The organism is Candidatus Paceibacterota bacterium (genome assembly GCA_035452965.1).
GTDB lineage: Bacteria > Verrucomicrobiota > Verrucomicrobiia > Limisphaerales > UBA8199 > UBA8199.
Window position 1 is genome coordinate 258,590 of the sequence record DAOTCE010000004.1, and the last position, 14,882, is coordinate 273,471.

Below are 14,882 nucleotides of genomic sequence, written 5' to 3' on the forward strand. Positions count from 1 at the left end.
GCGAGCACCCGGAGAGGCCGAATGCGGAGCGCTCAGGCATTATCGTAGTTGATCTTGGACAGGTTGCCGCGCTTGTCTCTGACCAGGTTGCCCATGACATCCTTCAGGAAGATCTTTTTATTGGTGAAGCGGTCACACAACTTCACGAACTCCTCCACCGTGAGGGCCAGCGGCTCCAAAATCTTCTCCAGCGGCTTGCCAATATAGCTCCAGGGGAACTTGCCATCGTGGCGCCTGACCAATTCCAAGCCATCCTGGCGGGTGATGCGCCCCCGCCGGATATGCAGGCAGGCGATGTCCGTGGCGCGGCCAAAGCCGAACTTCAGGAACTTGAAGTAGTCGTGGATGCCGGTCTGATGATTGTCCAGATTCTCATAATTCACCACGGAGCCTTCAACGGTCGTGTGGTACGTGGTGAACCCGTGCGCCTGTGCGAGCAAGGCATTTGAGTACCCGTCCCACGGAAGGTAGTAACCAAGGAAGAGGCCGGTGACGCCCACGCGCTTCAGTTCTTCGTCGGACGGATAGGTGTAGGGAATCAGGTCCTTCGCTTGCAGGCCTTCGAGCCCGATGAGGTCCGACACGCGCAATCCCAGCAAGCCGCCGAATTCCTCCAGCCAACGGCGGTCCAAGGCGTTGTGTTCCGCGGCAGCGGCCGGTCCACCGTATTCGTTCTGGGAATTCTCACCCCAGATTAGCAGCGGCACGCCATACTGCACGGCGGCTCGAACAGGGATCGTGAAGATACCCACGTGCTCCGGCCAGGAGATGTCGCCCACCTGCGTCAGACCGATGCGATTCAGCTTCGCCCGCACCGCCGGGTTTGGCGAAAACTCCACATAATCCACGCCCAGGCTCTTGAGGTTCTGGATGTTCTTGCGCCCGAGCTCGGAAAGGTCGCAGGTGGTGGCGGTGACGCAGAGCGGGTTCAGGCCGAGCTGCAGCATGCGAATGACCTGTGAGGTGCTGTCTTTGCCGCCGCTCACCGGAACGATGCAGTCCCAACCGGTGCCGTCCTTGCGGCGGTAGCGGTCCAGCACCTGGACCAGTTCCTTGTGCCGAACCTCCCAGTCAACCTGCTTGCGCTTTTCGTACGAGCGGCAGGCGTTGCAGACCCCCTCGGCGTCGAGGTGCAAGTCCGGCTTGGTGTCCGGCATGACGCAGCGAACGCAGTATTTAAGCATTGTTGTCTCCTCTGGCTTCAGGGCCTTTCCGGAGCAGGAACCATGTCAGGTCGTCCTGCGGGAAATGCAGATCACGGCGATAGACAAAGCCATAGTCCAGCAAGTGCAGGTCTTTGAAGCGTTCCATCATGTCGCCGGCGAAGTCGCGCTTGAACAACCTATGACTGTGTCCGCGATAGGGCACCTCTACGGGTGTCGGGTTGTAGTACTCGGCCAGGCAGATGTAGCGCGCGCTGCTCTGGTAGAGAAGGTCATACACCTGCGGCAGGTTGTCCGGGTTCAGATGAATCAGGACGCCTTTGATCAGGACCAAGTCGTGCTGCTCTCTGCCAGTGTAGTCCAGGACCGACTCATGGTGGACTTCCACCTCGGGCATCTGGCGCAATTCGCGGACGGCTTTCTCGTTGATTTCGACAGCGGACAACTTGGCCTCGGGCAGCAGCAGGCGAATGGCCTGCAAATTGAGCCCAATGTTGGCGCCGAACTCAATCACCGAACGAATTCGCTCCGTGCGCTGAAGCACGCGGGCGCAGAAAGCAACGTTTCGGGCGACCCAGTGCGTGCCGCGGTTCCGGGCGGCATAGTCGTCGCCGAATTCGCCGGCCCAAAATTCTTCCTGTTCCGTTTTGAAGGCGGTCATGGCTTCACGCGTTATTGGCCGAGTTTCTTCTGTTCGACATGGGCGTTGAGCTTGGGCAAGTCGGGGCGTTTCTTCAATAAGTTTAAGACGTCCTGCGTCGTGAACAGGCGCCCCGGGCGGTGCAGTTCCTGGTAGATTGCCTCGATGAGCTGCCAGTCCTCCGGCGTGTCCAGCGTCCAACGGTGGCCCGAGAGGTTTGGCTCCTCTTTGTAGGAGCGCAGCCGAAACAGGTTCGGGTGCTGATAGATGTAAGGGATGACGTGTTCGCGCTCGAAGTTTTGCGTCGCGTCCCGGTGCGTCCGTTCAAGCGTGGCGAAGGTGACGATCTCCGTGTCCAGCCCACGCGGGAATGAGCGCTCGATTACGTTGCTCATGCAGTCAGGGACGGCTCCAGTGTGGTCGGGTTGCACGAAGTTGGCCAGCATTCGATCGAGCAATGCCGGGTCGTAGAGGGGGCAATCGGCGGTGATACGCACGATCACCTCCGCGCCGGCCAATTGGGCCGCGCCATAGTAACGGGAGAGCACGTCCTGTTCGCTGCCGCGAAAGCAGCCGGCACCCAGGCTCGGGCATGCGGCGTCGATAGCATCGTCCGCCGCGGAAACCGTTGTTGCCACCACTACCGCGTCCAACCGGGAAGCGGCCTTCACGCGGCGCACGACGTGGCCGAGCACGGGCTCGCCACAGAGCAGCTTTAAGACTTTGCCAGGCAACCGGGTGGCGCCCATGCGGGCTTGGATGATCGCGACCGTTTTCATGGTTGTGAGGCATCTTTGGCCGGCGGGCGGGCACCGGCAATGTGTTCCCATTGGAGAGGCGTGCCTCGCTCAATGTCCTTCGCAGCTTTCCGCCCCAGCACCTCCGTCAGATACCGGGTGTGCAGTCCATGGGCTGGGCGAATGGAGCGCACATTGTCCTCGGTGAACAAAGCTCCGGTCTTAACGTCCTGCACAGCAAACAGGGAGCGGCGGAAGACCCTGCTCTTGCTTTCATTCGTGCCGACGCCGTAGTCAACGCGCCCCAGCGCTTTCTCCGCGGTGCGGATCGCCTCCACCATTGCTTTGAACTCGTTCGGTTCGAGCGAGAAAGCCGCGTCCGGCCCGGGAACCTTGCGCGAGAGGGTGAAATGCTTCTCGACGATGCAGGCACCCAGAGACACAGCGGTCACCGGAACGGCGGTGCCGAGAGTGTGGTCGGAGAGTCCTGCCACCACTCCGAGTGACGCGGCAAGGTCCGGTATGGTGCGCAAGTTCATGTCCTCCGGCAGCGCAGGGTAGGCGCTCGTGCATTTGAGCAGGGCGAGTTGAGCGCAACCAGCCTCCCGCGCGGTGGCTACGGCTTCGGCAATTTCTTCCCGAGTGGCGCCGCCGGTGGACATTATGAGCGGCTTGCCGGTGCAGGCCACGTCGCGGATCAGAGGCAGGTCCACCAGCTCAAATGAGGCAATTTTGTAGGCCGGGACGTTCAGTCCTTCGAGGAAGGCCACCGCAGCGTGGTCGAACGGTGTGGAGAAGAAGTCGATGCCCAATTCGCCTGCCAACGCTTGCAGACGCGGCTGCCATTCCCAGGGCATGTGGGCCTCGCGGTAGAGGTCGTAGAGCGTGCGCCCGTCCCAAGGCGTGCCGCCGCGGATTCGGAAGTGCTCTTTGTCTGACTGAATGGTCAGCGTGTCCGGGGTGTAGGTTTGCACCTTGACGGCGTCGGCCCCGGCGGCCTTCATGGAGCGCACCAACCGGGCAGACTGCTCGAAGTCCTGGCCGTGGTTGGCCGACAGTTCGGCGATGATGTAAACCGGGTGTCCCGGCCCCACCTCACGGCCATTGATCTTCAGATTGACGGTCAAAGTTCGGCGCGGTCTTTGGGCAGAGTGAGCACCAGCGCCGGCTGCTGATTTACCACAGTTGCACGTGCCTGCGCAAACCCGGCTTTCTGGAAGGCGCGCACGGAAGCGGCATTGTCGGCCTTGATCCACGCATCGACGGTGGCGGCAGGGGTCTCGCGGAAGAGTTTTCGGCAAGCCGCCCAGATGACGAACGAGCCGAGATTCCGGCCACGGTGCTGGGCCCCAAGGTTAACAGAGATAACCGTCCTGCCCTCCCGGGTATCAAAGCGCACCTGGCCGAAGGCCTGGCCGGCGCGGTCGCAAGCGAGCCAGAAACAATGCTCCTTCTGCCGCAGCTTGTTCGTGAACCAGCGCACGTGCTCTTCCCAGGGGATTGGCTTGGTGGAAAAGGAAACCTGCCGCGCCACCGGGTCGTTCGCCCACTCCCAGACCAGCCTGCAATCTTGTTCCGTAGCCGGGCGGAGCTGGATGCCCGGTTCCATCAGATGGAGCCACACTCGGAAGCTGCCCTCACCGTCGATCAACGCCCGGCCTTTGCGGGACATCTCCTCGCGGGCGACGGGGTCGTTCAGCAATGCGCGGGCAGCTCCGGCAATATCCTCGCCCGAGAGTCTGCGCGCGGCGCCGATTGCCTCCAGCCGCTGAACGTTGCCTTTCTGGTTGTCCGCCAGCAGGACGAGCAAGGCGGGCAAGCCCATGAAGGCAGTCTCCACCGCCGTGGTGCCGCCGGAGACGATCGCGAGGTCCGCTTCGGCCATCAGTTCAGGCATGTTGACGGCGTTGCGCAGCAGCTTCATGCGCGGAGCATGAGCACTTGCGCCGGCCTGCAACTCCTGCCAATGGGGATTGTTGCTGCCAACGAGGACGGTAGCCTCGCATTGCTTCAACTCGCCGATGCCGGTGATGATGCTGAGCGTAACGTTGGCAGGATCGCTGCCGCCCAGGGTGACCAACACTCGCCGCGCGGGTTGAGGAAACTGGCGTTGCCATGTGCGCCATTTCAGGAACTCCTGCCGTAGCAGGACATATTGCGCACCCAACAGCAGCCGCGTGTGAGGTTCGAGCCGCTGATAGAGTGCGGCTGAGGCCCCGAGGCTCTGGTTCAGCACGTAATCAGCGCAATAAGACTCGGCATGGCCATAGTCATCCACTGCGACCAGGCGCAAGCCGGCATCTTTGAGGCGGCGTTGGTAATCAGCCTGGAAATGGTAGCCGTCAACCACTGTCCAGGCAGCTTGCTGTTGCAGTGCCATGGCAACGGTAACGGCGGCGTCTGCGGGGCTCCCGGGCGGGTGCGGCAGCTCCACTGTCGCGAGCCCTCCTGCCTCCAATCGCTCTCGAATGGGGCCCGCAGGCTGAGCCAAAGCAAAGATCACGCGTCCATGCGCCTGCTGCCAGACCTGCGCCAGCGCCAGGCAGCGCATGACGTGCCCGGTGCCAATCTGCGGGCTGGCATCGGCCCGGATGAGCAGCGTTTCCCGAGTCATCTGTTCAGTCGGTAAGAACCTCCTCTAAGATGCCGCAGACACGATTCTGATCTTGGTCACTCATGGCGGGAAACAATGGCAGGCTGATGGCCTCGCGATAATAAAGCTCCGCTTCGGGATAGTCACTGGGCTTGAAGCCGAGCTGGCGATAATAGGGCTGGGCCGGCACCGGGATGTAGTGCAGTTGCACGCCCATTCCCTGCGCCCGCAGTTCCTCGAATACCTGCCGATGGCTCTTGCGCATGCGGTCAAGCTGCAGCCGGATCACGTAAAGGTGCCAACTGGACTCAGTGTCCGGATGCTGCCGCGGCAAGGTCAGCGGCAACTTCCGCAGCAGTTCATTGTAGCGGGCAGCCAGCGCGCGCCGCCGCGCCACAAACTCGCTGAGCCGGTCCATCTGGCTTGCGCCCAGGGCGGCCTGCAGATCGGTCATCCGGTAGTTGTAGCCCAGCTCCAACTGCTCGTAATACCAGGGCCCGCGCGAGGGTTGGGTCAGGAAGCGCGCATCGCGCGTAATGCCGTGGGTGCGCAGGCGCATAAGCTTCTCATGCAGGTCTGACCGATTGGTCAGCAACATGCCTCCTTCGCCAGTGGTGATGATCTTCACCGGATGGAAACTCAAAATGGTCAAGTCACTGAAACGGCCATCACCGACGGGCCGCCCTTGGTAACGCGCGCCAAGTGCATGTGAGGCATCCTCCATCACTGCAAAACTATACTCTTGCGATAACGCACGGATGCGCTCCATTTGACACGACTGTCCGGCAAAAGCAACCGGCACCACTACCTTGGGCAATTTTCCCCGGCTAGCAGCGCTTTCCAATTTGGACGCCAGCTTGTCCGCACTGAGATTGTAACTGAGTGGGTCTATATCCACGAAATCCACGTCTGCTCCGCAATAGCGCGCGCAGTTGGCGGATGCGACGAACGTGTTAGGCGAAGTCCACAGATTGTCGCCAGGTTTCAACCCCAGCGCCAGCGCGCCGAGGTGCAGCGCGGCTGTGCCGCTGGAAACCGCCACGGCATAGTGCGCACCACAACGATCCGCGACCTTGCGCTCGAATCTCTCAACCGTCGGCCCTTGAGTTAGCCAATCAGAACGCAGGACGGCCATTACGGCCGCCACGTCCGATTCACTGATGCATTGGCGGCCGTACGGCAGCGGATTCATAGTTCTTCGAGGCTAAGGAACTCGTCCTTGCTTAAGAAACGGGAGTTCGTGCCAGAGTTGTACTCAAATTCTGGCGGCACCGGCACCCCCTTTTCCCCCAAGCGGTTCAAGCTGAAATCCACCTGCTCGCCCATATTGATCGTCGGACGGATGACATAGTGGTCCGGAAACTCGAGGGTGAGATGGGAATCGTCTTCAGGGCACATGACTTCATGAAGCTTTTCGCCGGGACGAATACCAATGACCTTAGTAGGCACGCCGGGCGCCAGTGCCTCGGCCAGATCCTTGATGTGCAGCGACGGTATCTTGGGCACGAAGATTTCTCCGCCCTGCATACGGGCAAAACTCTTGAGCACAAAATCCACGCCCTGCTCGAGCGTGATCCAAAAACGGGTCATTCGCATGTCGGTAATCGGCAGTTCCCGGGCGCCGCTCGCAAGCAACTTCTTGAAGAAGGGCACTACAGAGCCCCGCGATCCGACTACGTTGCCGTATCGGACCACGGCGAACCGCGTGCGGTGTCCGCCGGCAATGTTGTTGGCTGCGACGAATAGCTTGTCGGAGCAAAGCTTGGTCGCACCATAGAGATTAATTGGCTTGGCAGCTTTGTCGGTCGAAAGCGCAATGACCTTTTCCACCTCGTTTTCAATGGCAGCCTGAATCACGTTCTCCGCACCGTGAACGTTGGTCTTGATGCACTCCAGCGGGTTATACTCGGCTGCCGGGACTTGCTTCAGCGCGGCTGCGTGGATGACATAGTCAACGCCGCGCATGGCAGTGCACAGACGCTGGCGGTCCCGCACATCACCGATGAAAAACCGCATGGCGCCGCTCTTGAACTCTTGCTGCATTTCGAACTGTTTCAGTTCGTCGCGCGAGTAGACGATTACCTTTCTCGGTTTATAACGTTGGAGAATGGTTTTGACACAACGTTTGCCAAACGACCCCGTGCCCCCCGTTATCAAAATAGATCTGTCTAAAAGGTCCATGCAGGTCTTGGTGTTTTCGATGTCCGTCATTCGTACTGAGGGGTTTACCTCAGCGCAAGGATAATTGAGCAGGTCACTTCGGGGCACCGGTGCGGGCATCCAAATTCCCAATCTCTTCAGCGCCAAGGCCTCCAATTGCGCTTTCGCTGTGTTCCGCTATTGCAATGTCTGACGTCTTTTCATATAGAACTCGGCGGCTTGAGTCAGGATTCCGGTTACCGTGCGCATAGGCATCATCAAGAGCAATTTCTTCCCTTCCGGCGGGGGGGCGGAGCGATACACTAACGGTCTGGTTGCCCAACTCCAGGCGCGCGGCCACGAAGTTCATGTGTTGGCGGCGCGTTGGGACGCGGCGGCCCTCTGCGCCGGGGTGGCGATTCACCGCGTGCCGACGGTTCACGCGCCGGCTTTTGCGCGGGTCCTTTCTTTCGCCTTGAATTGCCGCCGGGTGATGGAGGCGGCGGGCTGCGATTTCGCGCTGAGCAACGAACGCACTCTTCGCCAGGATGTCTGCCGTGCCGGCGGCGGGTGCCATCGGGAATGGCTGACACAACGACGGCGGCACCATCCCGGCTTGGCGCGGTCCCTGGCTGGACTGAATCCGCTGCATCTCACCTTGCTGTGGATTGAAAAGCGGACCTTCTCACCAGCCAACACCCGGGCGATCATCGCCAACTCCCATCGAGGGAAAGAGGAAATCATCCGGCTCTACGGATTCCCGGCAGAACGAATCCAGGTAGTGCATAATGGCACGGATTGCGAGCGCTTCGGCCCCGCCGCCACCAGGCCCGAACGCCGGCAGACTGTGCTGCTGCTGGTCGGTTCGGGCTTCGAGCGCAAGGGGGTGGACTTTGCGGTGCGGGCTTTGGCACGGCTGCCGGCGTCCGTGCAATTGCGGGTCGCCGGCAAAGGCAATCCCGCGCCTTTTCGACGGCTGGCGGCGCGATTGGGCGTGGCCGACCGGGTGCACTTCCTCGGCAGTGGGAAAAGCATGGAGGAGGTTTATGGGGATGCCGATGTCCTCGTTCACCCAGCCATTTACGAGCCGTTCAGTAACGCCTGTCTCGAGGCGATGGCCTGTGGATTGCCGGTGATCAGCTCGCGGATTAACGGCGCCTCCGAAATCATCGAGCCCGGGCGCAATGGCGCCATTGTGGAGAATCCCGCAGATGCAGCGGCCATGGCGGCAGCCATCGAGCCCTACCTTGACCCAGCCGTGCGTGAGCGAACCGGCGCCGCCGCGCGCCAAACCGCCGAGTCCCTGCCGATGTCCCTCAATGTCGAACGGACGCTCGCTGTGATTGAAGCTCTGCGAGCACAAGGCCCCGCTGCAATCCCCGCTGCCCGTTCCCAAGCCTAACCTGATGAGCCTCCTGCACCGCATCAAATCCAGCTACTACGTCGCCGGCGCTGACGACAATCCCATCCGCGCCGCGGGCAAGCGCCTCTTCTATCGCCGCGTTCCTTCCTTCCCCCGCACCGTGCAGATCGAGACCCGCACCGGCTGCAACGCTTCGTGCGTCTTCTGCCCGCTCAGCGATACCGCCACCAAAGTGCCCAGGGGAACGATGGACCAGGCCCTCTTCGAGCGGATCGTCGCTGAGATTGCCAAAGAAGGCTCCACCCGGCGCGTCAGTCCGTACCTGACGAACGAGCCTTTCCTGGACCGCACCATTGTCGAAAAGTCCCGGCTGATCCAGCGTTCGGCGCCCCGCTGCGACGTTGTTGTGACGACCAACGCCGGCGCCCTGAGCCGTGCAATCGTGGATGACATCGCCCGGGATAACCCCTTCCACGCCATCTACATCTCCATGCAGGGCATCGAGAAGGAGCCTTACGAGCGCACCATGCGCGGCCGGCTGGTGTTCGAGGAAACCAAGCGCAACGTCGATTACCTCCTCGAGCAGCGGGACGCCCGCATGCCCCGGCTCAAGATCGTCGTCACTATGGTCAAGACCAGGGAGATAGATGCCGAAGCGGCCGTCCGTTACTGGAAGTCACGCGGCGTCGGGGCGCAATATACGGTGCTGGAGAATCGCGGCGGCAACACGAAGCAATTCAACGCACTGCTCTCGGGCAAGAAACGCCTGTTCCGCGACTGCACCCGCCTCTTCAAGGCGGCCTGCATCACTTTCGACGGGGACATGGTATTGTGCTGCACGGATTACTACCGTGCCATGGTCCTGGGCAACATCCGGAACAGCTCGATTCGCGAAGTGTGGAATTCCCCCCGCGCCGTTGGCATCCGCCGCGACTTTCTCCGTGGAGACCTCCGTAACAACCCGCTTTGCGCGCGGTGCACAGTCGGCGAGCTTTGACCGCATCCCGAAGTCAGGGCTTGCGGCAACATGAACAGCCTCGCTGCCACGCGTTAGCGCTGGGGGTTGAAATGTCTCCGGGCGGTGATTCACCGCCAAGGTCGCAATTGCTTCTTAATCCGGTGTTTCCAGTCGTAGTAATGGAATGCGAGCCGCATCCACGCCGCGAAGCGGAGGTCGGCGACCTCGAAGTAAACGCGCAAGAACTCGTCGCGCGGGGTCCATGCCAAGGGATGACAGAGCCGCATCAGGTCCGCCAAGCGCTGGCGGATTGAGAGGCTCCTCGCACCGGCGCGCACTCGCCCTGTGTCAATGAGCGCGAATTCAAGCTTCCCCTTCTCTGTCCGGCGGAACATCAGGTTGCCCGCCGACAAGTCCCGGTAGAAGATCCCCCTGCCGTGCATCTTCGCTATGACCTTGGCGATCTCTTGATATAGCTCAGATGCCGGGAGGCCGAGGAAATCGGTTGCTCCCCCGTTGAATGCGTAGAATGCCTGGCGAGCTGATGAACCGTCTTCGAAGGCTGCGCATATGTAGTAGCTCTCATGCTCGTGGGGACGCGTGGGATGTTCCAGCCAGGCGACAGGCCGCGGCGTGGGGATGCCCCGGCGCAACAGCTCATGCGCGCCGTTCCAACTGCGCAGCGCTTTGCCGGGTTTGAACCTTTGAATCCACCCCCGCAGTCCGGTCGCAGGCAGGAAATGCTTCACCACGAGCTTGTGCCCGGCATCCCAGGGGGCCGGCGCGGACCAGACACGATTCCGCTTGTTGCGGAGCACCTTGGCCGCGCTGGAATTCATCGGAGCAAACTGGTCAGGCAGCGACGCGCCGGGATCAATTTGCGCCCCCGCCACGCTGGCCAGAGTCAGTCCCCGCCACTCCGGCCGTTCGATTGGGGCGCAACGCGCCTCTGCGCCGGCTGAGATGCGAACTCCGGCCAGCGCGCGGGGCGAAGGCCGCACTTGAATCGCAGTGTTTGGTTGCCACCGAAGATAGGTGGGGCTTTGCGTGAACAGACCTGGCAAGGCAGCGAGAGGCGCGCCCGCGCGATCAAAGACTTCGGCTGCGCTCAAAGTTCCGGCGTCGTAACAGTCCGAGGCAGCGGCGCAGTCGCCATTTCGGCACCAGATCGCGTGCAATGTGTGCGTGGCGGATTGGAATTCCAGAATCTCCAGCGAGCCGCCTGCGGGGACTCTCCGCGTAAACGTCGTACCGGCGAGAAACCGGGTCACGGCCTGGAATGCATGGAAAGCGGGCCGGATCCGGTAATCGCTGAGCTTCCCGTTGGCTCGGCCATAAAACGTCACGTGGAAGATTTCGGGGAAGAAGGTTGTCCCATCGTCAACCAAACCTTCGCGCTGGCCGATCAGCGGACCCCAATAGAGGCGATTCAACCCGCCAGAGGCGGCCGCGAGGCAGCAGTAGCGCGCCACGTAATCCGCTTGCTGTTCTTCGGCCTCTTCCAGCACCCGGCGGATCCGGCGCAGGCTCCAGGACACATGCATGCTGAAGGTCCGCGGCACGTCCGCCCACCGCCCAATCGCCCCCAGCAGCGACGCCTTCTTGACGGTGTTGAACTTGATCCACCCCGCACAACGGTGGCCGAGGATTTTGTGGTCGAACGCTTCCGGTTCGGTGGCCCGCTCGACAAAGAGATTGTTGGTGTGGACGGCTGGCAGCCGGCCGCGCTGCCGCATCGCGTGAAGAATGGGAATGTTGTAGAACGGCTCGAAGTCCGTAACGTTCGGACCCGCCAGAACAACGTCTCGTCCTTCCGCCTCCTCCCACGCGATGTCCCAGGCCTGGAGAAAGAGCGGCACATCAAAGCCGGACCAGCGCCGGCGGTTCACTGTGGCCCCGATCTCGAATAGTTCCACGCCGCGCGCGAAGCGCTCAAACGTGTCGCGCAGAAATCGGCGCCAGCGTTCCGCGCCCTCGGCTCTCAGAAGCAGAGCGACCTCCTTGCGCGGCGCCACCAGATGCAGCGCCACGCGAAATCCCTCGGCCGCCAGCCGCTTGACGAAGCGCTCGACAAAACCGCCGGGCGATTCGTAGCCGTAGTCCACGCGCACACAGCGCAGCCCGAGCTCGCGGAGCCGGGCGACGATGTAGTCATCGCAGGCCGGGTCTTCGGAGCTGGCCACACACACGCCGAAGAAGTCCGGCGGCAGGGAAACGGGTGGCCGCGGCTGGTGATACCGCCAGCCGCGCGCCCTCGGGGAGAGCAAGAACGCGAGGTTGGCGCGAATCATCAGCGCGAGAGTGGAACCGGTTTTCAAAGCGGCCGAAGTGTAGCGGCAGGGAAGGGGGTTGTCAGCTTTGGCGGATGCCGCGAGGGCCGCCGCTTCGGCAATGCGCCCACAGCGCGCGCATTTGGAACGTCAGCGCCAGCCGGTTGCGCAGATGCCGTGATGAACGGTAGCCGAGCGCCTGCGTCGCGATCTTCCGGGCTTCCGCCGGCCCGCAGCCGTAGCGGCGCAGCACCGCCTCGGAGTCGAACGCCGCATCTGTCTGCACCAAAGAGTAAAGCAGACTCAACAGGTCGAACCGCGCCATTGAAGTGCCGAAAATATTTTCTGGAAAGCGCACCGAGCGCGCGAGGTCAATCAAGTGGAACTCGCGTGCTCCGCCTGTCGCTTTCGCCAGCAGGATATTCTTTGGCCAGAGCGCCCCATGGTACACACCCCGTTCGTGCATGCGGCACAAATTGTCGAACAATGGCAGGAGATCTTCAGCCCGCAGCCTCCCGCCGCTCGCCGCCAGATACTCTTTGAGGCTGACGACACCGGGAATTTCGCGTGTGACGAGCAACTCAAAATGACCGTGCGTTGGCGCGAATCCCCACCCCCAAACCAACGGCTGGCTACAGGATACCCCGCCATCCGCCAGAGCGCACAGCGCACTGAATTCGCGCTGGACCCGAAAGCGCAGAACTCCACCCCGCAGGCGGTTCCACATGCCCCGCCGCCGATATAATTTCACAACGCCTGCTTCGACCAGCCCGGGCAGCACCAGTTGGAGCCGCCAGACGAGCGCTTGGTCCTCCTCCTTGATGCGCGGAGTCGCGCCGGGAAAGACCAGCGCGCGCCGCAATTCCAGTGGGATGTCCCCGAGCCGGGAACCGCCAACAGCGAGGGAGAAGGCCGTGCCCTGGGCGGGAGTGCTCACGATTTGACGAGCAGCGCATAACGATGGCCCGAGCCAAGCCATGACAGCGCCGGACACGCGGCCAGCCGCGCGCCCTGCCGGGCTGCGATGTTGCGAACTTCGTCCTGTGTCATCGTGTATTTGGGTCGCTTCCGGTCAAAGGGGCGGCGGATGCGCCGCAGCAGGTTCTTGGGCGAATGGTAATCGAAGAAGGTCAGGATGACGAAGCGGCGGGCGGCCCGCAAAAGCTCAATGACCAGCCGTTCCCGCTCCGCCGGATGCGGCAGGTGGTGGCAAAGCCGGATGCACACCACGCCGTCCAGAGCCGCGTCCCGGAACGGGATGCGGAGCGCCGAAGCGGTCAGCCAGAGTTGCGGCGTTTCGCAGCGGCTGTTTTGGCGGCCGTACTGCAACTGGCCGAGCGCCACGTCAGCCTCGATCATCAGATCGGTATATCGCGCCATGGCCGGGCTCAGCCGGCCGCCGCCGCAGGGCAGTTCCAGCAGCGTTCGGCAGCGGGGCTGCGAGGCGAGCAGGCGGTGGAGCAACTGATACTCCCGCTGCGTGCTCCAGCGTTTTAGCAGTTTCCGCTCATACTTGGTGTTGTATTCAGCCGCGGCGTCCACCTGCTGATACTCCTGCTGGTAAGACGTCCGCGTCGGTCCCTGGTGCGCGGGGACTTCCGGCTCCGGTTCATCCATTACCGCGAGCAGTGGAATGCCATCGCGGAGGGGAAAACTCAACCTGCACGCCGTGCAGGCGACACTGCCCGCGCCCAACTCCAAGCGACCCTGACAACGCGGGCACGCCAATAGTTCTCCGATGGCTTCCAGACCAGGCGCCACAGTCTTGTCATTGTGCATATTGCTTCAGAAGCGTCCGCGAGTAACTTCAGCGCGGGAGCGTAGCCGCGCGTCCCGTGCGCCGACAAGCCCGCAATAAAAGTGACGGAAGTCCTGAGCGCTCCGGCGCGCGAACCGTGCTCATGTGCCGGGGCCGGAAGCTCGCAGCGGCGCGCGCACCAGCTCACGGTATAACTTCGAGTAGTCACCAGACATGCGCTCGACAGAGTAGTCACGCCTTACCCGGTCAAGCGCGTTGGCGCGAAGGCGCGCGGCGAGGGGCTCCTCGGTCAGCAGGCGCAAGATCGCAGCCGCCAAGCCAGCGTGGTCGCCAACCGGCACCAGCAGGCCAGTTTCCTCATGGCGCACGGTCTCTGGGATTCCGCCGCCCGCTGTCGCCGCCACCGGGGTGCCCGCCGCAAACGCATCCAGCACGATGCTGCCCAGCCCCTCCATGCACGAACTCATGGCGAACACGTCAAACGCCGGCAGGAATTCCTCGGCCTGTGGAATGAAGCCGGGCATCAGGACCTGGTCCGCGAGGTCCAGCTCCCGTCGCTGGGCCAGCAATGGCCTTCTCAATTCGCCATCCCCAATAATCACGAACCTTGCCTCGGGTCGCCGTTGGAGGACGATTTTGGCGGCGCGCAACAGGGTTGCCTGGTCTTTGTGTCCCACCATGGCGGCGATGTTGCCGATGAGCTTCACGTCCGGGGCCACTCCGAGCCGGGCGCGTGCTGCGGCCTGATGCTGCGGGGTCAGCAGTTGCGGGTCGGGCAGCGGCACGGCGCTGCTGATAACCGACAATCGTTCCCTGGGCACGCCCCATCCCGCCAGTTGATCGGCGATGAACTGCGATATGCACACCACCCGCGCCGCGCCACGGAATTTGTAGCGGTTGAACCAGCCGCCGCCCGGCAGAAAATCCACCCGGCGGGTCACCAGAAAGGGTTTGCGATGCCAGGCCGAAGTCAACGCCGCCAGGCTGTGGCCCCGACCCGTATGACAATGAAGGAGATCGAACTCCCGCGCGATGCGCGGCAGCGTGAGCGCCGCGCCGAAATTGTTTCCTGGAATCGGGCGCACCGGCACCCCGGATTCCAGGGCCAGGCGTGCCAGAGGCTCGCCCGGGCGGCACGCGATAACCGACGTGATCCCGTGGTCCTTCAGCCCGGCGGCGAGCAGCAGCGTCTGGCGTTCGCCGCCGCGCCAGGTTCTCTCGTTGTTGAAATGCAGGATCTTCATAGCCGCCTCGCCGCCG

13 protein-coding genes are annotated in these 14,882 nt (G+C 62.5%); 2 read left to right on the forward strand and 11 right to left on the reverse strand.

Features of this window, described 5'->3' with window-relative positions:
* Positions 1-32: 32 nt before the first annotated feature.
* The 7 genes from P5205_06075 to pseB are packed head-to-tail and all read right to left on the reverse strand — an operon-like array spanning position 33 to position 7,344.
* Positions 33-1,184 (reverse strand): N-acetyl sugar amidotransferase, encoded by a 1,152-nt coding sequence (locus tag P5205_06075; GenBank protein ID HSA09921.1) that lies wholly within the window; start codon positions 1,182-1,184, stop codon positions 33-35.
* Positions 1,177-1,824 (reverse strand): pseudaminic acid biosynthesis-associated methylase, encoded by a 648-nt coding sequence (locus P5205_06080; GenBank protein HSA09922.1) that lies wholly within the window; start codon positions 1,822-1,824, stop codon positions 1,177-1,179. The genes P5205_06075 and P5205_06080 overlap by 8 nt, the downstream gene beginning before the upstream one ends.
* Before the next feature lie 11 nt (positions 1,825-1,835).
* Entirely contained in the window at positions 1,836-2,582 is a 747-nt protein-coding gene (locus P5205_06085) for a glycosyltransferase family protein (protein ID HSA09923.1), read from the reverse strand.
* Positions 2,579-3,667 (reverse strand): pseudaminic acid synthase, encoded by a 1,089-nt coding sequence (gene pseI, locus P5205_06090; GenBank protein ID HSA09924.1) that lies wholly within the window; start codon positions 3,665-3,667, stop codon positions 2,579-2,581. The genes P5205_06085 and pseI overlap by 4 nt, the downstream gene beginning before the upstream one ends.
* The gene (gene pseG / locus P5205_06095; protein HSA09925.1) at positions 3,664-5,154 is read right to left on the reverse strand and encodes a UDP-2,4-diacetamido-2,4,6-trideoxy-beta-L-altropyranose hydrolase; all 1,491 of its coding nucleotides are present in this window, start codon (positions 5,152-5,154) and stop codon (positions 3,664-3,666) included. The genes pseI and pseG overlap by 4 nt, the downstream gene beginning before the upstream one ends.
* Positions 5,155-5,158: 4 nt before the next feature.
* Positions 5,159-6,325, reverse strand: coding sequence for a UDP-4-amino-4,6-dideoxy-N-acetyl-beta-L-altrosamine transaminase (gene pseC, locus P5205_06100; GenBank protein ID HSA09926.1), 1,167 nt, complete (start codon positions 6,323-6,325; stop codon positions 5,159-5,161).
* Positions 6,322-7,344, reverse strand: a complete 1,023-nt coding sequence (gene pseB, locus P5205_06105) for a UDP-N-acetylglucosamine 4,6-dehydratase (inverting) (protein ID HSA09927.1) — start codon at positions 7,342-7,344, stop codon at positions 6,322-6,324. Before pseB ends, pseC begins: the two co-directional genes overlap by 4 nt.
* A gap of 190 nt (positions 7,345-7,534) precedes the next feature.
* Between pseB and P5205_06110 the strand changes: the two genes are divergently transcribed.
* Complete coding sequence (locus P5205_06110) at positions 7,535-8,674, forward strand: glycosyltransferase family 4 protein (protein ID HSA09928.1); 1,140 nt, start codon at positions 7,535-7,537, stop codon at positions 8,672-8,674.
* Between the two features lie 4 nt (positions 8,675-8,678).
* Positions 8,679-9,632: an SPASM domain-containing protein gene (locus P5205_06115; GenBank protein ID HSA09929.1), complete on the forward strand. Its 954-nt coding sequence runs from the start codon at positions 8,679-8,681 to the stop codon at positions 9,630-9,632.
* Positions 9,633-9,721: 89 nt separating this feature from the next.
* Here P5205_06115 and P5205_06120 read toward each other — a convergent pair whose 3' ends face one another.
* The 4 genes from P5205_06120 to P5205_06135 form a co-directional block, all read right to left on the reverse strand.
* Positions 9,722-11,911: a lipopolysaccharide kinase InaA family protein gene (locus P5205_06120; protein ID HSA09930.1), complete on the reverse strand. Its 2,190-nt coding sequence runs from the start codon at positions 11,909-11,911 to the stop codon at positions 9,722-9,724.
* A 34-nt stretch (positions 11,912-11,945) separates the two neighbouring features.
* The gene (locus P5205_06125; protein HSA09931.1) at positions 11,946-12,800 is read right to left on the reverse strand and encodes a lipopolysaccharide kinase InaA family protein; all 855 of its coding nucleotides are present in this window, start codon (positions 12,798-12,800) and stop codon (positions 11,946-11,948) included.
* Positions 12,797-13,642, reverse strand: coding sequence for a methyltransferase domain-containing protein (locus P5205_06130; GenBank protein ID HSA09932.1), 846 nt, complete (start codon positions 13,640-13,642; stop codon positions 12,797-12,799). The genes P5205_06125 and P5205_06130 overlap by 4 nt, the downstream gene beginning before the upstream one ends.
* A 120-nt stretch (positions 13,643-13,762) precedes the next feature.
* Positions 13,763-14,866, reverse strand: a complete 1,104-nt coding sequence (locus P5205_06135; protein HSA09933.1) for a glycosyltransferase family 4 protein — start codon at positions 14,864-14,866, stop codon at positions 13,763-13,765.
* Between the last annotated feature and the right edge of the window lie 16 nt (positions 14,867-14,882).